This is a genomic window from Rice orange leaf phytoplasma (assembly GCF_001866375.1).
In the GTDB taxonomy this organism is placed as follows: domain Bacteria; phylum Bacillota_I; class Bacilli_A; order Acholeplasmatales; family Acholeplasmataceae; genus Phytoplasma; species Phytoplasma asteris.
The window spans coordinates 53,414-74,637 of record NZ_MIEP01000005.1; the positions used below are offsets into that span (position 1 = coordinate 53,414).

Sequence of the window (21,224 nt, forward strand, 5' to 3'; positions counted from 1 at the left end):
AAGAAAAAGAATAGAAAAGGAAGTGAACAATTTCATTAATTTAATTAATAAAAACTCATTTTTAAAAAATATTTTCCAAAAGAAAAATAATATAAAAATATTCAAAATTATTACATTATCAATTAGCTCTATATTGTTGGTATGGTTGCATTTTTCAGTATTTGGATGGCATTTTTCAACCAAAACAAAAAAACAAAATCTTCAAAAATATTCCAAAACTTTAAAAGTAGCAATGACTAATAGTTCTATTCCCAATACTTTTAAAGCTACAAATCAAAAAAACGCTATAAAAGCTACAAATGGCGAATATATAGCAGGATTCGATATAGATTTAATCAAGGATGTAGCTGAAAGATTAGAGTATAATTTAGAAATTCATGTCTTTGATTTTGCAGGAGTTCTAACTTCATTAGAGCAAGGAACTGTAGATTTGGCAATTACAACTTTAAGTATTACAGACCAAAGAAAAGAAAATTTCATAGTTTCTAAAGCCTACACACAAACTGCAACAAGCATGGTAGTAAGAAAAAAAGATGACAGATTCAAAGAAATAGTTGAAAATAAAAAAATAGAATATAAGGAATTTTGCCAAAAATTAAAAGAAAAAGGTGCACCTCAAAAACCAATTAAATTTGTAACAGTTACTAGCACTGCTGCAATCAAAATGATTGAAGATGAAATAACAAATAAAGATGATATCAAATCACATGTTAAAAAAAACAACGAATTAACTAGTCCTCCTGCATGTTTTCAAGATGTTTTACAAGGAAAATCAGATATTTTTGTAATAGATAATTATTTGGCTAGATGTGCTTGTCAAAAAGAAGATGACTTAGTATATTTTGATATGACCTCAGATGATTCAAAATATTCTGTTTGTCCTCAAGGTTTAGGGATATTTTTGCCTAAAGGAGAAAAAGAAATCCGAAGCCTAGAATTAAAAGAAAAAATGGATAAAATTTTATGCGATTTAAAATTAGTTACAAAAGATGAAAACCAAAGTTTACAAGACATTATAGATTTAAAGGAAAAAGGTAAAAATTTAACAAAAGACAACGATAAATACAAACAAATAGACAATCAAATAAAAAAAATAGAAAGCGAATCAGAAACAAGATTAAAAACAGTTTTTGACAACCACAAAGACATGCTTTCTAAAAGCACTACTTGGCATCAAATAAAAGAAAGTTTTCCATCTTATCTAGAAGGACTCAAAACCACTTTAATTTTAGCTATTGATGGTCTTATTATTGGTTTTTTATTTGCAACTTCATATACTTTAATTAAAAACTCTCAATCCCATAATAAAATAATATTAAATATTAACAAAGGAACAACTTATTTTTTAGATACTTTATTTTTTATTTTAAAAGGAATTCCTGTAGCTGCCCAAGCAATGCTTGTTTTTTATGGTATTGGTTATCTTTGCAAAGATCTTTTTGAAATTAAACGTTTGTATGCAGGTCTTTTTGTTTTAGTACTTAATTCTTTAGCAAACATTACTGTAATTTTAATGCAAAATATTAAATTCTTAAATAAAGGACAAATTGAAGCCGCTCATTCTTTAGGGATGAACCAAAAGCAAGTTTTTTTCTCTATTATCTTCCCCCAAGCTTTAAAAAGATCAGTTCCTTTTATTATCCAACAATTCATCACAAACATTAAGGATAGTTCTTTTTTTGCCATTATAGGAATTGCCGAACTTTCTTGGCAAGCACAAAGCAATATGGGCTCTACCTTTAATCCGATTCTACCTTTTGTTACAATATCTTGTTTTTACTTAATCATTATCAGCATTACTAATTTATTAAACAAAATATTTACTAAAAATATCCTTCATAAATAAATAATTTTTCAAAGTTTTAACACAGAAACCTGATAAAAGGCCATTAGCTAATGTGGTCTTTTTTGGGTGGCGGGAATGTAAATATTATTTTGGTTTATGATTTTGAGGAAAAAAAACAAAAATCAAAATAAAAATGATATAATATATAAGTATGATGTTTTTATCATTTAAAACAAAAAGCTGATGTGGCGGAATGGTAGACGCACTTGACTCAAAATTAAGCGAGCAATACTCATGTCGGTTCGAGTCCGACCATCAGTACCATTAATTTATTTTTATTTATAATTGCATCTATGAAAAGAAATAACAAATAAAAAATTGCATGAATTTCATGTGTTTTTTTATTTGTTTTATTTTTTAAAAAATGATTTGAAACAACAATTTTGATTTCTTGCCTCTTTCTTGCCTCTTTTCCCAATCAACTATTAGGTGGTATTTATTGTGTCTACTCATTCATTTAAACAATTTATCGAACAAAAAGGTTTTTGCAAAAAATATTTTCAAAATCCTCAAGTAAAAAAAATATCAGTTTGCCAAAAAAGCCTAAAATGGGTTTTACAAATCACATTTAAACATTTACCTTTAGTTTGTGATTTAGCATTTTTTTTAGAACAATTACTCCAAGAATTAACTATTTTATGGAAAAACCAAGCGCAAACCAAGCCTAATTTGCCCCAAATTGAATACCACATCGATTTTGAAAATTGGGATTATCTAGAATCTTTGGCAGAAAGTTATTTTAATTATATTATAACCCAAGCCAGTTTAATAAAAAAATATCATGATTTAGATTATTTTGCAATTCAAAATCACCAAGTAAATTTTCAAAACGGCAAATTTATCATTTTTGTAAATCCTAATGCATTTAAATGTTTAAATAAAAAAATGGGGATTCTTCAAGATTTTTTTTCTAAATTTTATGGTTTTAAAAATGAATTTATCTTATCAACAGATAGAAAAATTTATATCAATAGAAAAAAATCCACAAATATTGAAATCGAAGAATTGCAACAAAATCCGAATAATCAAACCAACTCCAACGAACAAAATCAAGAAAAAAATCCAAATAACAAATCAAATCCAACTTCTCAAACCGATCAAACAAAACAAGCAAAAACAACACCCCAAACAAAAGCATATAATCATAATAAAGGAGCTTATAATAGCAATTCTCAAATGACAACTAAAGATACAAAAATAAAAGATCTTCCTAAAAATAAACAAGAGCTGGAAGAATTCAACCGTCAAAATCCCAATACTTATGTAATTGTTGAAGGTTTTTTGGCTCATCCTATCAAAGAAGCTAATTTTCAGTATTCTTATTTAAAATTTGTTATAGAAGAAAACGACAATGATTTTTCTATCGAAAATAAAGATGCTATTTTGATTCAAAAAAAAGTGTCCAAAGATGAAAAAGAACAATTTTTAAAATCCAATTACCAAACTGGACAATTATTTAGAATCACAGCTCGAATTAATTATAGTGCTTGGGACGATGTTCATTTAATGATGACACAATACGAAACCCTAGAATCAGATTCAATTTCGACTTCATTAATCCGCCAAGACTTCGGTTTTCAAGGCAAAAAAAGAATTGAATTTCACACTCACACTAAAATGTCTAATTTAGACGCCATTAACAGTTCCAAAGAATATTTACAAATAGCAGAATCATGGGGACACGAAGCGATTGCTTTTACGGATCATGACGGCATTTATGCTTACCCTGAAATTAACGAACATGCCAAAAATAAAAAAATTAAACCTATTTATGGAGTGGAAGTTGATTTTATTGAAGAAAAACCTATTTATATCACCAATCAAAAAGAAGATAATTTAGAAAAGGATTTTGTTTTAAAAGAAGCTACTTATGTGGTTTTTGACTTGGAAACTACTGGATTATCTAATGTTCGTGACAAAATTATTGAAATCGCTGGAGTAAAAATTAAAAACGGAAACAAAATAGGCGAGTTTCGAAAATTTATCGACCCGCAACAAAAATTAACCAAAACTATCACCGATATTACCAATATTACGGATGAAATGCTTCAAGGACAACAAACAATTGACCAAGTTTTACCACAATTTTTAGCTTTTGCCAAAGACTGTGTTTTAGTGGCTCACAACGCTTCTTTTGATATTAATTTTTTAAAAGAAAAAGCAAAAGAACTCAAAATATCTTTGGAACCAAAACCCATTATTGATACCATGGCATTGTCTCAACGTTATTTCAGTAATCTTTTAAAATATTTTTCTTTAAAAAGATTGGCAACTTTTTTCAAAGTCAAATTAGAAGACCATCACCGTGCACTTGCGGATGCCACTGCCACAGCAGAAGTTTTTATCAAAATGATTGATCAATTGGCAGATCCAACCAAAGATCCCAAAGACGAACAAGTAATTACTTTTTTTGACTTACAAGAAAAAATCGATCCCAAATACGAAAGACCTTATCACATCAATATTTTAGTGGCTAATCAAACCGGTTATCGCAATCTTTTTGAACTTTTAAGCAACGCTTTAACTAAGGATTTTAACAAAAGCCCTCGTGTTTTAAAATCTAATTTAGCTAATTTAAGACAAGGTCTTTTAGTGGGTAGTGGTTGCATGAATAGCAATATTTTTGAAATAGCTCTCAATCAAAACATTTCCAAATTGAAAAAAGCTATTTCTTTTTACGATTACATCGAAGTGCAACCTCCCCAAGCTTATAAACATTTAATTCATGATTTAGGCAAAAACGGGCTTCAAATCATTGAAACTACTCTCAAAACCATCATAAAAGAATCCCAAAAACAAACAAAAATAGTAATTGCCACTGGGGACGTTCATTATATTCATCCTTGGGAAAAAGATTATCGCGAAATTTATATTAGTGCCAAAATGGTAGGAGGCGGCTTACACAAATTATCTAGATACGAAAATAAAAACTTACCAGAAAATCACCTTTTGACCACCCAAGAAATGATAGATGCATTTGCCTTTTTACAAGATGAAAAATTAATTTATGAAATTGTAATTGAAAATACTCATTTGCTTAATTCCAAAATTGAAAAAATCAAAGCTTTTTCTTCGGAACTATTTTCTTTCAAAGACGACGCTTTCAAAGCCAACTTAAAAATACCAAGCATCAAAGAAGAAATTAAGCGTTTGGTTGATACAAAAGTTAAACAAATGTACGGCGCAACTCCCCACCCTTTAATTAAAGAAAGATTGGATCAAGAGTTAAAAAGTATTATCGGAGAGACAAAAAACGAAAAATCTAATCAAAATATTGCTCCTGTTTATTATTTATCACATTTATTAGTTAAAAATTCTTTGGAAAAAGGTTATTTAGTAGGCTCACGTGGTTCGATTGGTTCTTCTTTAGTAGCAACTATGTTAGAAATTACCGAAGTAAATCCGTTAAAACCACATTATTATTGTCCACAATGCAACTACACTATTGTCCAATTAAAACCACAAGAAAAAGAACAACATTACAACTCAGAAGAAGAAAAATACCACAACGAACTTGATAAGGTTTTTTCGGGATACGATTTGCCAAACATGCCTTGTCCCAAATGCGACACTCAGTTCAAAAAAGACGGTCATGACATTCCTTTTGAAACTTTTCTAGGCTTTGAAGGCAACAAAACTCCTGATATTGATCTAAATTTTGCAGGTGATTACCAAAGCCAAGCCCACAATTACATTAAAGAATTATTAGGAGAAAAACACGCTTTTAGAGCAGGAACCATCCAGACTGTTGCCCAAAGAAACGCTTATGGCTATACGATGGGTTTTGTAGAAGAAAAACAAAAACAATGGCGCAAACAAAAAGTAGCCCAAATTGCCAACAAAATCGAAGGAGTTAAACGTTCTAATGGCCAGCATCCAGGAGGAATTGTTGTTGTGCCGCCCGATCGCAGTATTTATGAAGTAACTCCTGTCCAATATCCAGCTAATGACACCAATTGGAAAACCACTCATTTTGATTATCATTCCTTTGAGCAAAATCTTTTTAAATTAGACATTTTAGGACATGATGATCCTATGATGATTAAATTTTTGATGGATTATGTTAAAGAAAATCGAAGAATTTTCCCTTTCACAAGAGCCCAAGATATTCCTGTAGATGATCCCGAAGTTTATAAATTGTTTTCCAACGAATTCAAAATTGATTCTTCTGTAAATCCAGGAAATAAAATCACTATTGATTCTTTGGGTATTCCTGAATTTGGAACTATTTTTGTCAAACAAATGTTAAAAGATTTAATAACCACTAAACAAAATTCACAAAAACAAGCAATTAAAATTAATTTTGCTGCTTTAGTAAAAATCTCAGGACTTTCACATGGAACTGATGTTTGGAACCAAAACGCCAGAGATGCTATCAATAAAACAGGCGAATTTGAAAAATACAAAAATAAAACAATTTCTTTTGATGATATAATTGGTTGTCGTGATGATATTATGTTACAACTACAAGAAAAAGGGCTTAATCCTTTAAAAGCTTTTGATATTATGGAATTTATCCGTAAAGGCAAACCCCAAGATGATTTTCAAACATGGAACAAATACAAACAAGAAATGAAAGACAAAGTAGAAGCTTGGTATATTGATTCTGCTGCTAAAATTAAATATTTATTCCCTAAAGCGCACGCCACTGCTTATGTTATTATGGCTTTGAGGATTGCGTGGTTTAAAATGCATGCACCATTAGCTTTTTATAGTGGTTATTTTTCTAAAAGAACAGAACAATTCGACCACCAAACCATGATTAGTAACGATATAAAAATTATTAAAGAAAAATTAAATAAGCTTGCAGAATTGAAAAAAAGTAAAAAAATCAAAACCAAAGAAGATGCTTTAATCAATACTTTAAAAATTGCCGAAGAAATGGTACATCGTGGTTTTAAATTTTTAACTGTTGATTTTAATAAATCAGATGTTAGTGTTTTAAAAATAGAAGATGGTGGTTTTTTAAGGATGCCACTGCTTTCGATTAATGGTCTAGGTTTGATTGCTGCTAATAAAATTGTAGAGGCGCGCCAAGAAAAACCATTTACTAAAGCTGATTTTGCCACTCGTTCTAAAATTAATAAAACCATTTTAGCCAAAGCAAAACAAGAAAACCTTTTAGATTCTTTAGAAGATGAATGAAATTAAAAAAAACAAATAATAAATAAGTTTGGTTAAATCCACAAAAATATTAAAGATGATTTTGCTATAATAAATCATTTTGCAAAAAATAAAAAAGGAGGTGATAAAATTGATATCAAATAAAAGATTAGTGTCAGGGATCAAACCAACGGGTGATCTTACTTTAGGAAATTATATTGGGGTTTTAAAACCTTTGCTATATTTACAACAAAACTTAAAAAATTTTGATTTTTATCTTTTTATAGCTGACTTGCACGCCCTTACTTTTTATCAAGAACCCCAAACACTAAAACAACAAATCAAAAAAATAGCAGCTCTTTATTTGGCATCAGGGCTTGATCCTGAAAAAATAAATTTGTTTGTTCAATCTGAAGTAACACAACATACTTATTTGGGTTATCTCTTGGAATGCAATTCTTATTTTTCTGAACTACAAAGAATGATTCAATATAAGGAAAAAAGCAAAATTAATGCAGAAGGAATAAGGACTTCTTTATTTACTTACCCCACATTGATGGCAGCTGATATTTTGATGTATGATGCAAATTTAGTGCCTATTGGCAAAGATCAAAAACAACATTTAGAATTAACTAAAAACTTGGCTACAAGATTTAACAATTTATATGGTAATACTTTTGTTATTCCGGAACCTTTTTTTAATCCTTTGGGTTCGAAAATAAAATCTTTGCAAAACCCTTTGAAAAAAATGAGTAAAAGTGATACGGAAAGTCCTAAAAGCTATATTTTACTTTTGGATGATCCTCAAATAATTAAAAGTAAAATTGCCCAAACTGTTACAGATTCCCAAAAAATAATTAAATATGATCCAGAAAATAAACCTGGAATTTCTAATCTTTTAACCATTTATGCTTCTTTAAAGCAAATTAGTATTTTTGAAAGTGAAAAACTTTTTCAAAAAAGTAATTATAAAGAGTTAAAAAATAAAGTCGTTGAAGAAATAATTAATTTTGTTGTACCTTTGCAACAAAAATTTTATCAATTAATTAATAGTGCAAAATTGGATGATATTTTAAATAAAGGAGCTCAAAAAGCTTCCTTGATTGCAGAGAAAAAAATTCAACAGGTACGAAAAAAATTAGGTATTTCAAGATTTTGATGTATAATATTTATAAATAAAAAAGACAACCTTTTTAGGGTTGTCTTTTTTATTTAATAACTTTTTTTATTTTGTGCTTTAATTACTTGTTGTAAAGCTTTCCAAGGAAGACTTATACAAGCGACTCTTCCAGGAAAATTAATAAAATGTTTAAATAATAGTAATTCTTTGTCAAGTTGAGTTTCATCATATATTTGATTATTAATCATAACTAAAAAATGATTTATTTTTTCTAATGTTTGTGGAATTTCTAGATTCTTAAGATGTATAGACATCAAACTTGCTGAAGCGCGACAAATAGCACAAGCTTGAGTTTCGTATTTAATATCTATTAATTTTTGATTTGAGATTTTGATTTGTAATGAAATAGAATCACCACAAGAAATATTTTTATTAGTTATGTTTATAAAATCAGGGTCTTGGGAAAGTCCCCAATTTTGAGGTTCTTGATAATGTTTAATGATTAAATCACGATATAATTTATTTATTTCTAACATTTTAATGCCTTGAGTTATTTATTAAATTTGGAGAAAAAAGTTTGCGTTTTTTTTAAGTTTTTAATTAAAATATCAACGTCTTCTTGATTGTTGTGAATACCTATAGAAACTCTAATTATACTTGTTTGTTTTAGTTTTTGAGTAGCTAAAAAAGCACAACATCTACCAGTTCTTACATAAATATTTTCCTGAGCTAAAAAAGCTTCTGCATCATGGGCATGAATTTGATTAAAGTTAAAAGTAATGATATTAGAAAAAGCTTGAGGATTATAAATTGTGATTTTAGGAATTTGTTTTAATTCTTTCATTATATTTTGATAAATCTTTTTTTCATGTTTTTGGATGTTTTCAAAACCAATTTCTTCCACAAATTCCAAAGCTTTTTTAAAAGCAAGAATTCCTGAAATATTAGGAGTCCCTGATTCAAATTTATTAGGACCTTCGTTGAGTAAAAAATGTTTTAAAGAAAATTCTTTAATGGAAGTTCCTCCAAATGAAGGAGGTTGTAATTGTTCTAATAAATGATTTTTGCCAAACAAAATCCCTATTCCAAAAGGACCGTATAATTTGTGGGATGAAAATGCTAAAAAATCTACATCTAAAAATTTAACATCTATGGGTAGGTGACTTGATGATTGGGCAGAATCTAAAATAACTAAAGCGTTTTTTTTGTGAGCTAAAGTTGTTATTTCTTTAATGGGAGTTTTGTACCCTAGTAAATTAGAAACATGAGTTAAAACAACTATTTTAGTTTTGTTTGTTAAAACCTTAGCAAAATTTTCTACAGTTATTTGATTCTGTTCGTTTAGGGGAACAAAAATTAATTTTGCTTTTTTTAGTTTGGCTTGTTTAAACCAAGGAAACACGGAAGAATTATGTTCTAATTCTGATGTAATAATTTCGTCACCTTCTTGAAGGGTTTCTCCTAAGCTTTGAGCTAATATATTTAAAGAATCAGTAGTTCCTTTAGTAAAAATAATTTCTTCTGGTTTGGAATTAATAAAATTAGCTGTTTTAATTCTTGTTTCGTTCATTAGTAAAGTGTTTTGATGAGACAAAACGCCAAAAGATTTGGTATTGAGTCCATTTGTGTTATAAAATCTAGTCAATTCATCTATTACTTTTTGAGGTTTTAAAGAAGTAGCAGCATTATCAAAGTAAACAATCTTGGGGTTGGTTTTGAAAATTGGGAAAAGACAGCGAAAAGGATTATTTTGCATTTTGGAAACCTCTTAATTTGTTAAGACATATTTTTTCATAAATGAATTAATAAAATAAATAAAAATTTATTAATAATTAAAAGACTATTAAAGCGTTGTTTTTTTTGCCTTTTTTCAAAAGGACATATTTATCAAATAAACTGTTTTTTTTGGTTATTGCAAAATCAAGGGATTTGATTTTTTGATTAAATAATTTAATAGTGTTGTCTTTGATAAATTCACGAGCTTCACTTTTAGAAGTTGCCAGTTTTGTTTGAACTAAAGCATCAACTAATAAAATATCTTCTTTTGTGGAATGACAAAACAAAGTTTTTTGCAATAAAATAAAATCTTTTTCTTGGAAAGATTCTTTTTTAGCATTAGAAAATAAAATTTGGTTAGTTTTTATACATTCTTGCAAAATATCTGAGGAATGAATTAAAGTAATAATGTTTTGGGTAAGAGTTTTTTGAGCTAATCTTTGTTGGGGGTTTTCCAAGGTGTTTTTTTCTAATTCCAAAATTTCTTGCTTGGGGATTAAAGTAAGCATTTTTAGATAATTGATTACTTCTTTATCAGAAACATTTAAAAAATATTGATAAATTTCATAAGGGGAAGTCATTGAAGGATTTACCCATAAAACCCCTTTTTCGCTTTTGCCAAATTTCGTTCCATCTGAATTTAACAAAAGAGGAGTGCTAATTCCTAGGGCATTGGGTTTTTTTTCTAATTTTCTGATGAGTTCTAGTCCGCTTGTGATATTTCCCCACTGATCAGAACCGCCTAATTGTAATCTAACTTTATGATTTTTGTATAAATGATGAAAATCTAAAGATTGTAAAATCATATAAGAAAATTCAGTAAAAGAGATGCCAGAAGCAAGTCTTTTGGCTACTGCGTGTTTGGAAAGCATATAGTTAATGTTAAAAAGTTTTCCGTAGTTTCTGAGGAAAGAAATTATATCTATTTGAGAAAGCCATTGATAATTATTAACAAATTCTACTTGTTTGTTTAACAATATGTTTTTAAGTTGACATTCAATACTTTTAGCATTTTGCAATGAATTTTCTAAAGATAATAATTTTCTTTCTTCAGTTTCTTTGGGATCTCCTATTAAACCTGTAGCTCCACCTACTAAAATAACAGGTAGATGTCCTTGTCTTTGCATTAATAAAATCATTGTTATTTGAACTAAATGACCCACTGTTAAAGAATGAGAAGTAGGATCAAACCCACAGTAAAACTTAACTTGGTTGTTGTCTAATAATTCTTTAACTTGTGTTTCGTTACTACAATCTTTAATTAAATTGCGCCATTTTAATTCTTCATAAAAAGACATTTTGGGCTCCTATTTTATTTTTAGAAATAATTTTCTTGGTTTTGAGAAAAATCATTAAAATAGGGTTGTTTTTAATAATTTTCTAAATTTTGTTTATTAAAAAAAGGGGGAAAAATATATTTAAAAAATGTTATTAAAAGTTTTTTATTATAAAAAAATGTATTTCTTTAAACAAAAAAACAATTTATCTTTGTTCTTTAATACGAGAAGCTTTAGAAGAAAGGTTGCGAACATAATGCAATTTGGCGCGACGAACAATACCACGACGAACTACTTCTATTTTCTCGTTAGTAGGGGAATGTACTGGGAAAGTTAATTCAATTCCTACACCAGCAAATATTTTTCTTACAGTAAAAGTTTCTGTAACTAATCTTCCTTGGCGTTTAATAACTAAACCTTCAAAAATTTGAACCCTTTTGCGGTTTCCTTCATCAATTTTGATAAATACTTTAACTGTATCACCAGGTTTGAAAAAAGGGACATCTTTAAGTTGGTGCTGGTTAACTGATTCTATTAAATTTTGTCCTTTTAATTGAGACATAATTTTGCTCCTTTGTTGAATTCAAATAAATAATTCTTGAATTATTTTTGTAATTCTTGTTTAATTTCTGTTAAAAGTTTGGTTTGTTCTAAAGTTAATTTTTTATTTTCCAAAAGATCAGGTCTTTTTTGTAAAGTTGCCTTCAAGCTTTCTTTTTGGCGCCAACATCTTATTTTGGCATGGTTTCCAGATAACAAAACAGCAGGCACTTCGTGATTCAAATAACTTTGCGGGCGGGTGTATTGAGGATATTTAAGCAAACCTTGTTGATGGGAATCTTCAAGATAAGATTGTTCTTTGATAACTTCTGGAAGCAGTCTTGTAATTGCATCAACCAAAACAGTAGCAGCGATTTCTCCTCCTGTCAAAACATAATCACCTATGGAAATTTCTGCATCAATATATTGCAATATTCTTGCATCAACCCCTTCATAATTACCGCATAAAATAATTAAATGAGTTTCTTTTTGAGCAAAATTAGTGGCATGTATTTGATTAAAAATTTGTCCTTGAGGAGATAATAAAATAACTTTGCTTTGGGGAGTTTTTATTTTTTGTAGACAATCAAAAAAAGGAGGGAAAGAAAGCAACATTCCAACTCCTCCTCCATAAACACTATCATCTACTTGATTATGTTTATTTTTGCTATAAGTTCTTAAATCATGAAGTTTTATTTGAACTTTTTTTTGTTCTAAAGCTCTTTTAATAATGGAAGTTTCACAAAAACTTTTAAAAAAAAGCGGAAAAATAGTGATAATTTCAATAATCATAAAATTTAGTTTTTAACCGTTAAAGGCGCTTTCATTTATTTTTGAAATTGAGAAAAAAATTATTTTTCAACTTTAGTGTTAGTTTTTGCAACAAATTTACTTTTTTTAAATACTTTTTTGACTGTTTTAGTTGGTTGAGCGCCATTGGATAACCATTTTTGTACTTTGTTGTGGTCTAATTCAACAATATCTAAAATAGTGTCATAAGTTCCTAAAATTTCTAAAAATTTACCATCTCTAGCATTTTTAGATTCGCTTGCAACTACTCTGTAAAAAGGTCTTTTATGCACTCCGAAACGTTGTAAACGCATTTTTATTGCCATAATAAAACCCACTTTCTATTTTTTTATTAATCGTTTAATCGCAAATTAAAAAGTTCATCCTAAATATTATCACATAAAATAACTGAATTGTCAAGTGTTTTTGATAAAAAAGATGAGAAAAATGTTTTTTTGATGAATTCTTAAAAAATAAAATCTTTTGAAGATTTTAATTAAGGTGAAAGACATTTCAGTACATTAAAAATGTTTAAAATCAACAACAATAAATAATAAAGGGAGTGATTTTAATGAAAAATAGTGTGCTTTGTTGTTTTCAAAAAAATAAAATATTAAAATTGTTCTAAGACAAGACAAAAAGAAAACCCAAAACAAATACTTTGGGAAATTATTTATTCTTTGAAATGCATTTTTATCTTGGCTTTTCCTATAATTATTTTTTTTATATTGGTTATTGATTAAAAAAAAATTAACTTTGTATTTTTATTTTTTATTCATGAGGAGAACTAATAGGTATTTTGGTTAAATATCCATTGATAAATGCGTCGATGTTTCCATCCATTACTTGTTCTAATTGAAAAATTTCTTGATTAGTGCGGTGATCTTTAACCATTTTGTAAGGATGAAAAACATAGCTTCTAATTTGAGAACCCCAACCATTTTCTTTTTGGTCGCTTTGAAATTTTTTAGCATTTTCTTCTTTTTGTTGTTTTGATGCTAATTGAAATAACTTGGTTTTTAGCATTTGCAAAGCTTTTTCTTTGTTTTTGATCTGACTACGTTCATTTTGACAACCCACTACTAATCCTGTTGGCAAATGAGTTATTCTTACTGCTGAATCAGTAGTATTTACGTGTTGCCCGCCTGCACCACTACTTCTAAAAACATCGATTTTAAGATCTTCTGTTTTTAAATTAATTTTGATTTCTTCATTAATTTCTGGCAAAACATCGCAAGCTACAAAAGAAGTATGTCTTTTGGAATTAGCATCAAAAGGAGAAATTCTTACCAAACGATGAACTCCTTTTTCCGCTTTTAGATAACCATAAGCATAAGTTCCTTTAATTAATAAGGTAGCTGATTTGATTCCTGCTCCTTCACCTAGTTGATAATCAAGAATTTCGGTTTTAAAATTCTTTTTTTGAGCATATTTTTGATACATACGGAAAAGCATTTCGCACCAATCTTGCGATTCAGTACCTCCTGCTCCTGGATGTAATAATAAAATAGCATTGTTAATATCATAAGGTTGATTCAAAAAAAATTTAATTTTGAAATCAAAAACGGCTTTAGTAAGGTTTTTTAATTCTTCTTCTAATAAAGCAGAAGTTTCATTTGGGCTTTCATTTAAATTAAATAAAGTTTCTAGATCCAAATAATTTTGTTCTAAAGTTTCTAAAGTAGTTTTTTTGTCTTGCAAGTCGTTGAATTGTTGGCTTATTGTAACAGCTTTTTGGGGGTCTTGCCAAAAATCTTCTTTTTGCATGGCGCAATTTAATTTTTCAATTGTTTGATTGGTTTTTTTAAAATCAAGGGCTTGTTTTAAATCTTGAAGGTTTTGATGCAAGTTTTGTAAAATTTGATTAATTTCGTATTTTTCCACAAATTAATTCCAAGGTTTTTTAGAAGTTCTTACTTTTCTAGTTCTTCTTTTTTTAGAAGATTCATCATCGCTTGAATCATTGTTTAAAAAAACTTTTTGTTTGGGAGGCGTTTGAAAAATATCTGCGAAAGAAAACTTTAAAATAGTAGCAGTAATGTCGTTTGCAATTTTTGCAATCATGTTATTGAATAAAACTTGTCCTTCTTTTTGATATTCAATAAAAGAATCTTGTTGTCCGTAACTTACAAATCCAATTCCTTGTCTTAAAGAACTCATGTCATTGATGTGACGTTGGTAGTAATTATCAATTATTTTTAATGTAATCCATTTAAGACCTTTTGCAAAATATTGAGCTTTATCAGGGTCTTTTTCAAAAAAATCTTTTTGAGATTGTAAAGTGGCTTTTACTTTTTGCAATAAATGTTGTTGAAAAGAATCAAGGGAGTTTGTTTTAGGATTGTTGCATAATTCTTGTACTTCTTCTAAATCAAAGGTTTGTTTAGGGAAAAATTTATTTTCTAAAAAAGTAATTAAAGTTTGGGTTTGACATTGGGTAGGGTTGTTAGTAAAATGTGACAAAATAGCTTTATTAAGGGTCTTTTGCATTAAATCTTGAACGATTTGTTCTACTCTATTGCTAACTAGAATTTCTTTTCTTTGGTTATAGATAATTTCTCTTTGAATACGTAAAATATCATCATATTTTAAGAGGTATTTACGATAGTCAAAATTGGAAGATTCTACTTTTTTTTGTATTTTGGTAAAAAATTTAGTCACCATTTTAGATGAAGTTTTAGTTTCGGAATCGCTTATTTTTTGGAGCAAAGAAATAATTTTTTCTATTCTAGTGCCACCAAATCTTTGGGCAAGTTCATCTTCGCTAGAAATAAAAAAACGTGAATAACCAGGGTCGCCTTGACGTCCAGCACGTCCTCTTAATTGGTTATCAATTCTTCGTGATTCGTGTCTTTCAGTACCTAAAACAGCAAGTCCGCCTAATTCTTTAACCCCTTCGCCTAAACGAATATCAGTTCCACGTCCTGCCATATTAGTAGCAATAGTAACTGCATTTTTAAGTCCTGCCTTAGCAATGATGTCTGCTTCTTTAGAGTGGTTTTTGGCATTTAGAATTTCGTGTTTAATGGAATGTTTTTTTAATTTTTTAGAAATAATTTCAGAAACTTCTACTGTAGTTGTCCCAATTAAAATGGGTTGTCTTTTTTTGTGGCGAGAAGTTATTTCTTCAATTAAAGCGTCGTATTTTTCTTTTAAAGAAACAAAAATAAAATCGGGCTCGTCAATTCTTATCATAGGAACATTGGTAGGAATTTCGATAACTTCCATGTTATAAATGTCTCTAAATTCATCTTCTTCGGTTTTGGCAGTTCCTGTCATCCCTGATAATTTGTGATAAAGACGGAAAAAATTTTGATAAGTAATAGTAGCTCCAATGGAAGTTTCTTCTTTAATTAATACTCCTTCTTTGGCTTCTAATGCTTGGTGAAGACCGTCGCTAAATTGGCGTCCTGGCAAAGCACGTCCAGTAAATTGATCAATAATTAGAACTTGTCCATCTTTGTAATCAACTAAGTAATCTTTGTCTTTGTGCATCGTAAAAGCTGCTTTAAGGGCGTTTTTTACATGTTGGAGCAAAGAGGCGTGTTCTACTTTGTATAAATTATCAATTTGGAAAAAGTTTTCAGCTTTGGTAATTCCTTCTTCGGTAAGTTCAATTGTTTTAGTTTCTAATTCAATAAGATAATGGCTATTTTTAAGGGTGCGAACAAAACGTTGTGCTTCTTTGTATAAATTCTTAGTTTCTTTGACACTTTGGGAAATAATTAAAGGCGTTCTTGCCTCATCAATTAAAATAGAGTCTACTTCATCAACAATAGCATAACTGTAAGGGCGTTTCATTACCAAATTGGAAGCTTCAATTTCCATGTTGTCTCTTAAATAATCAAACCCTAATTCACTGTTAGTAGTGTAGAGAATATCACATAAATAGGCTTGTTGTTTTTGTGCGTGGTCTTTGTCTTTGGTATTAAGTCCTACTGTCATTCCCAAAAAGCGAAAAACATCACCGATACTACCTTCAAATTCTCTTTTAGCTAGGTATTCATTGACTGTAACAATGTGAACAGGGTTACCACTTAAAGCGTTAAGATAAGCAGGCATGATGGCAGTAAGGGTTTTTCCTTCACCAGTTTTCATCTCAGAAATATTTCCTTGATGCAAAATTACAGCGCCCAAAATTTGAACATAATAAGGAGTAAGTCCTGTTACTCTTTTGGTAGCTTCTTTGGCAAGAGCATAGGCTTCGGGTAGCAGTTGGTTAAGGGTTTTTCCTTCTTGAAAGAGTTTTTTTAATTCTGCGGTTTTTGTGGCAAAATCTTTGTCATCTAATAAAGCCATTTGGGCTTCTAAATTTTGTACTTTATTAGCTGTGGTTCTAGCTTTTCTTAAAGCTTTTTTGGAAGAATTAAATATTTTTTTTAAAAAATTTAACATAATTGTTTTAATCCTTTATATTTTTTAGTTTTTGAATTTGTAATTGCGGTTTGTTGGTTCATATTTCAATAATTCTTACTTTGGTTCAATATTAAAAAATGAAAATAAAATGAAGTGAGGTGAAAGTGCAATGAAAATAAAATAATGTTAATTTTTATCAAAAACCTGAGTGAAAAAACAAAAATTAACAATTTTAGGGTGGAAACCAAAGTAATTGGAGGGGAAAATGAAAATAATTGGGGTGGTATTTTGGGTAGCAAAAGCCCTTATTTGCAATCCCATTATTATTTATTTTAACATATATTTAGTGGTTTGTTGACATCATTTAATTATTTTTTGCTGTTTGTGGCTTTATTTGCGGATTTGGTGGTGGTGAAAAAAAGCAAAAAGCGCGCGAGGAAAAAATGAAAAAAAGACTACCGCCATTAGATAATCTTTTTTTAGTTAAAACAATTTATTTTGTGGTTTTAAAAATTGCTTTAAAAATTTGAACAATAAATGCGACCTAGAGAATTTTTTAATAATTTGGATTAATAATTATTTCAATTTATAATTATTTTGAATGTAATAATTTGGAATATATTTTAATTTTTTTCTTAGCAAAGACATTTTGCCTGACAAAATTTAGTTTTGTATGTTTGAGGTTGTGTTTGGTTTTTGTGTTGTAAAAAATCTTTTAAAAAGGTTTTGTCAATTTCCATCATAGCATCCATTGGCAAAGAGGCCTCATCAAACCATTTTAGTTCAGCAACTTCATCATCTTGTGGGCTTAATTTTCCTTGTGTTTTAGTTACTACAAAAGCCATAACAACTGGATAGACAACATCTCCGTTAGGATAATTGATAACAAAATGTTTTCCACAATAGGTACGAAAGGGATGAATTTCTAAAGCTTTAAGACCTGTTTCTTCTTCTAGTTCTCTTACGCAAACATCAGCTCCAGTTTCTCCTAATTCCATTGCTCCACCATGAAGTCCCCAAACATTAAAATCTTTGCGGAATTGCAATAAATATTTATTATTTTCATAAACAATAACGGAAGCCCCAGGAGAAAATAAAGGGTCTTTCCCAATTTTTTGGCGCAATTTGTTGATATAGTTGCTCATTTAAAAAACCTTTTTCCATTCTTTCTTTTTTAATTTATTTTTTTAATTTTAGCTTTTTTAATTTTAATATTGTTAATATTGTCAAAAAGTTATTTTTGAATTAAGAAATAAATATTTTTGGTAAAATTAGTAAAAAGTGTAGATAGCATAGATAGCAAATAAATGAAAATGCAAATAATAATTTTTTTGTAAAAAATATTTCAAATTATTATTTGATTTATTATAAATAGTTGTTTAATTTATGGCTAAAATTTTGCTAATATTTTTCCTCCTAATATTTTTTTGGATAACTTTTATTTCTGTATTTGTTGGATGGCACAATTTATGGCTTTAATTTTTTTATTTTTTAAAGCAAACTTTACAAATGAAAGTAAACTTTAAAATTAAAAGCTTAGTGAAATAGGGCTTTAACAACCAAAATAAAAAATGACAAAACTAAAAAAAATTATACTTACTATTTTATTTTAGCATTTTTTTTAATATTATGTTATTTTTTGCTAACTTTTTTTATTTTTTTGTTGTTTTGTAATTTGAAAAAGGCAATTTTTAGTAATTTGTTAATTTGAGCTACTAAAAATACTTGATTATTCAAAAATATTTACTTTTATATTATTTGTAAAAAGTGCAAAAATATTATAATAACTCAAAAAGGAAGCCCTTCAACAAAAGGGCTTTTTTATTTCAAACATTTTATTATTAGAAAATTATAAATCTTATTTATTGTAACTTTTTTAAAGGATATTTTTTAGTAATTTCATCTAAATCTTTTTGAGATAAAGTTTTTTAATTAATAATTTACGGGATATTTCATCTAAGGCATCTTTATTATTTTGTAATAAATGTTCTGTTTTTTGTAAAAAGTCATTAAAATCTTTTTGAGGATAAGGAGAGAATTTATTTAAGTTATGTTTAGCACTATTATGGTCAGAACCAGAGCCTTTTCCTACTTGTAAACGTTTCATTTGATGGTTTTTGGCTAAAATATTTTCAGCAGCAGTTCCTCCAAAATTAAGGAGTGTTTCTGTTTTGGGATCAGATTTTAAAACTTTGCAAGAAGTATGTCCCAAGGTTCTTTGAGTACGTTTAATTGTAACGTAAGGAACTTGAAAATTTTCAGGATATAAAAGAGCTATAAGAGTATGTCCTGTTTCATGATAACTTGTTATTTCTTCTTCTTCTAATTGTTTTTCTTTTAAAAAATAACCCCATAGATCATATTTCAAAAAGTTTTTAATTTTAGTGTGATTACCAAGATAAATAACAGTTATAAATAAAACATTAGTTCCAATTAAACCCCAAAGCCAAATATGGATTAATTGATTTGACAACTTATTATCTAATTTTTGATAATCATTGGTTTTATTCATAACGATAACCTCCCCTCTGATTTAGCCAATCATTTATTTGTCTTCTGACTTGTTCTGTGTGTTCAAAATTTTGAAAAGAATTATTAACCCAATTAAAAGTTTTATTATGTGCTTGAAGTGATTCAAAAGAAAGTGTTACTAATAAATTTAATAATTTAGTTGCATATGTTTGAATTATGTCTTTTAAACCTTGTTTTAGTCTTTCTAGTTGAATGTTTAGTTCGTTGAGATGAATTTCATAAGATGCTAAAATTTGTTCTAGATTAGGGTATAATTCAGGATTATTGAAAATTGGAGGAAATTCTTGTCCTTGGGGTTCTAAAATTAAGGGTTCTGGAAATGTTTCTTTTGTTTCTTGTGTTTGTTGTATTGCATTTCTTATTTTTTCTTGTTCTTGTTGTTTGGCTTGTTTTTTTGTTGAACTGATGTTTGCTCTGCTGAAATTTCACGTTCTTTGTTGTTTTGTGCTCTTTGATTTTGGTTTATTGATTCTATATTTTGATTATTTAATTGTAAAATATCTTTTTCTGTTTGAGTTTGTTTTTTCACATTAGGAAATAAAGCTTCCAAAAGACTCATAATTTCATCATGTCTACTTTTAAAATTAATATAATGATGTTCTAAGTCATTTTTTAATGTAGTTTGATCTTCTTTACTTTTGTGGGCTTTCTGAGATAAGTTAGTGTTTAGATTTTGCATAACATTATTAAGCCAAGTGCTTTGGCCTTTAAAAAGATTTTTGTCTTCTTGGGTAATTTGTTCTGGAATTTGGATTTCTTGAAAAAAAGTATTAATAGCTTCTTTATAACTTTGATATTCTTCTTCAATTATTCTTTCATTTTCTTTGTTTATTGCATCAAAAATGGGTACTTTTGGCATTTTTACTTGTTTTAAATTTTGAATAAAAGTATTTATATTTGTGTTATGTGCTGTTAATAAACGTAATATAGTTTGAATATAAAATAAGCATTACTGCTTTGTTTAAAATTATTTTCTGGTTTAGTAATTAATTGATTTTAGTGTAGTTCTTTATCTATTTCTGAGTCTTGCAATTTTTTAAGAGACTTAAAAATTTAGTTTTTATTAAAGGAGTTGCAAAACCCCCATTTAATTCATTATGTGGTTCTAAGTTATTAAATTTGGTTTTCATCTCTTCTGATTCTCGCAAAAGAACTTGATATTTAATAATTAAGTCTTCTATTTTAGCTTTTAATTCAGCTAAATTTTGATCTACTTCTTGTTTAGTTTGGGCTTGTTGTTCGGTAAATACTTCTCTTTTGGTACAATAATTATTATTAAAAGTATCAAAATCTTTTTTTAAAGAAGTTGTATTAAGATTATCAATTGGAGTTTCTTGGATAAAATTTTTAATCTTGGTAATTTCTGTTTGAACCTTATTTTTGGACGTTTCTAAAAGTTTTAATGGTTCAGTAACATAAGTATTGATTAATTCATTAATTCCTTGTTGTAATTGTGTTTGTAAGAGATTTTCTTGTTGTAAATAAATTTCATAAGGTTTTCTATCTTTAAAACGATTAGTAATATCTTTTTTTTGGGTTTCTAATTCTTGTAATAAAAAAGTTTGATATTTTTAAATAGTTTCTTTTTGTTCTTGGTATATTTTTTCATAATTAGTATGAAGTTTTTCTAAATCTTTGACTAATTTTTCTTTCATACCATTTTGATTAGGATTATTGGAATCATTAAAAGTTATTGTTTTTAAAAGAGTAGCTTGGTCTTCAATAGTACAACGACCTTTTAGAATAAATTTAGCATAAACATCTTTTAATTGAGGTAAATTAGTCTCTATTTGAGTATTGTTTTGTAAAACAACTTCTTGAATATTGTAGGCGATTAAAGAACCATTTAAAAAAATATCAATTTTTAAGTTGGTTTCCTTATTGT

15 protein-coding genes and 1 tRNA gene are annotated in these 21,224 nt (G+C 28.2%); 4 read left to right on the forward strand and 12 right to left on the reverse strand.

The window, feature by feature from the left end; all coding sequences use genetic code 11:
* Nucleotides 1-145 precede the first annotated feature (145 nt).
* The 4 genes from BHE82_RS02210 (at nt 146) to trpS (ending at nt 8,108) form a co-directional block, all read left to right on the forward strand.
* Nucleotides 146-1,846: a transporter substrate-binding domain-containing protein gene (locus tag BHE82_RS02210; RefSeq protein ID WP_257608393.1), complete on the forward strand. Its 1,701-nt coding sequence runs from the start codon at nt 146-148 to the stop codon at nt 1,844-1,846.
* Between the two features lie 179 nt (nt 1,847-2,025).
* Nucleotides 2,026-2,110, forward strand: a tRNA-Leu gene (locus tag BHE82_RS02215).
* A gap of 165 nt (nt 2,111-2,275) precedes the next feature.
* Complete coding sequence (locus BHE82_RS02220) at nt 2,276-6,991, forward strand: PolC-type DNA polymerase III (protein ID WP_180365493.1); 4,716 nt, start codon at nt 2,276-2,278, stop codon at nt 6,989-6,991.
* Between the two features lie 112 nt (nt 6,992-7,103).
* Complete coding sequence (gene trpS / locus BHE82_RS02225) at nt 7,104-8,108, forward strand: tryptophan--tRNA ligase (protein WP_071345642.1); 1,005 nt, start codon at nt 7,104-7,106, stop codon at nt 8,106-8,108.
* A 53-nt stretch (nt 8,109-8,161) separates the two neighbouring features.
* On the opposite strand, the gene sufU is transcribed toward trpS, so the two are convergent.
* From sufU to BHE82_RS03240, 12 genes are all read right to left on the reverse strand, one after another.
* Nucleotides 8,162-8,605, reverse strand: a complete 444-nt coding sequence (gene sufU / locus BHE82_RS02230; protein WP_071345631.1) for a Fe-S cluster assembly sulfur transfer protein SufU — start codon at nt 8,603-8,605, stop codon at nt 8,162-8,164.
* A 14-nt stretch (nt 8,606-8,619) separates the two neighbouring features.
* Nucleotides 8,620-9,825 carry an aminotransferase class V-fold PLP-dependent enzyme gene (locus tag BHE82_RS02235; RefSeq protein WP_071345632.1) on the reverse strand — a complete coding sequence of 402 codons (1,206 nt, stop codon included), beginning with the start codon at nt 9,823-9,825 and terminating at the stop codon, nt 8,620-8,622.
* Nucleotides 9,826-9,901: 76 nt separating this feature from the next.
* Complete coding sequence (gene tyrS, locus BHE82_RS02240) at nt 9,902-11,143, reverse strand: tyrosine--tRNA ligase (protein ID WP_071345633.1); 1,242 nt, start codon at nt 11,141-11,143, stop codon at nt 9,902-9,904.
* Between the two features lie 184 nt (nt 11,144-11,327).
* Entirely contained in the window at nt 11,328-11,684 is a 357-nt protein-coding gene (rplS, locus tag BHE82_RS02245; protein ID WP_011160821.1) for a 50S ribosomal protein L19, read from the reverse strand.
* Between the two features lie 41 nt (nt 11,685-11,725).
* A complete protein-coding gene (gene trmD / locus BHE82_RS02250; RefSeq protein WP_071345634.1) occupies nt 11,726-12,454 on the reverse strand; it encodes a tRNA (guanosine(37)-N1)-methyltransferase TrmD in 729 nt (242 codons plus the stop codon).
* 59 nt (nt 12,455-12,513) lie between these two features.
* The gene (gene rpsP, locus BHE82_RS02255) at nt 12,514-12,777 is read right to left on the reverse strand and encodes a 30S ribosomal protein S16 (protein WP_011160823.1); all 264 of its coding nucleotides are present in this window, start codon (nt 12,775-12,777) and stop codon (nt 12,514-12,516) included.
* Nucleotides 12,778-13,222: 445 nt separating this feature from the next.
* The gene (gene prfB, locus BHE82_RS02260; RefSeq protein WP_071345635.1) at nt 13,223-14,335 is read right to left on the reverse strand and encodes a peptide chain release factor 2; all 1,113 of its coding nucleotides are present in this window, start codon (nt 14,333-14,335) and stop codon (nt 13,223-13,225) included.
* Between the two features lie 3 nt (nt 14,336-14,338).
* Entirely contained in the window at nt 14,339-16,846 is a 2,508-nt protein-coding gene (gene secA / locus BHE82_RS02265) for a preprotein translocase subunit SecA (RefSeq protein WP_071345636.1), read from the reverse strand.
* Between the two features lie 596 nt (nt 16,847-17,442).
* The gene (locus BHE82_RS02270; RefSeq protein WP_071345637.1) at nt 17,443-17,952 is read right to left on the reverse strand and encodes an NUDIX hydrolase; all 510 of its coding nucleotides are present in this window, start codon (nt 17,950-17,952) and stop codon (nt 17,443-17,445) included.
* 758 nt (nt 17,953-18,710) lie between these two features.
* Complete coding sequence (locus tag BHE82_RS02275; RefSeq protein WP_071345638.1) at nt 18,711-19,319, reverse strand: hypothetical protein; 609 nt, start codon at nt 19,317-19,319, stop codon at nt 18,711-18,713.
* 378 nt (nt 19,320-19,697) lie between these two features.
* Nucleotides 19,698-20,198: a hypothetical protein gene (locus tag BHE82_RS02280; protein WP_071345639.1), complete on the reverse strand. Its 501-nt coding sequence runs from the start codon at nt 20,196-20,198 to the stop codon at nt 19,698-19,700.
* 712 nt (nt 20,199-20,910) lie between these two features.
* A partial coding sequence (locus BHE82_RS03240; protein WP_180365494.1) for a hypothetical protein occupies nt 20,911-21,224 on the reverse strand: 314 nt, incomplete at its 5' end.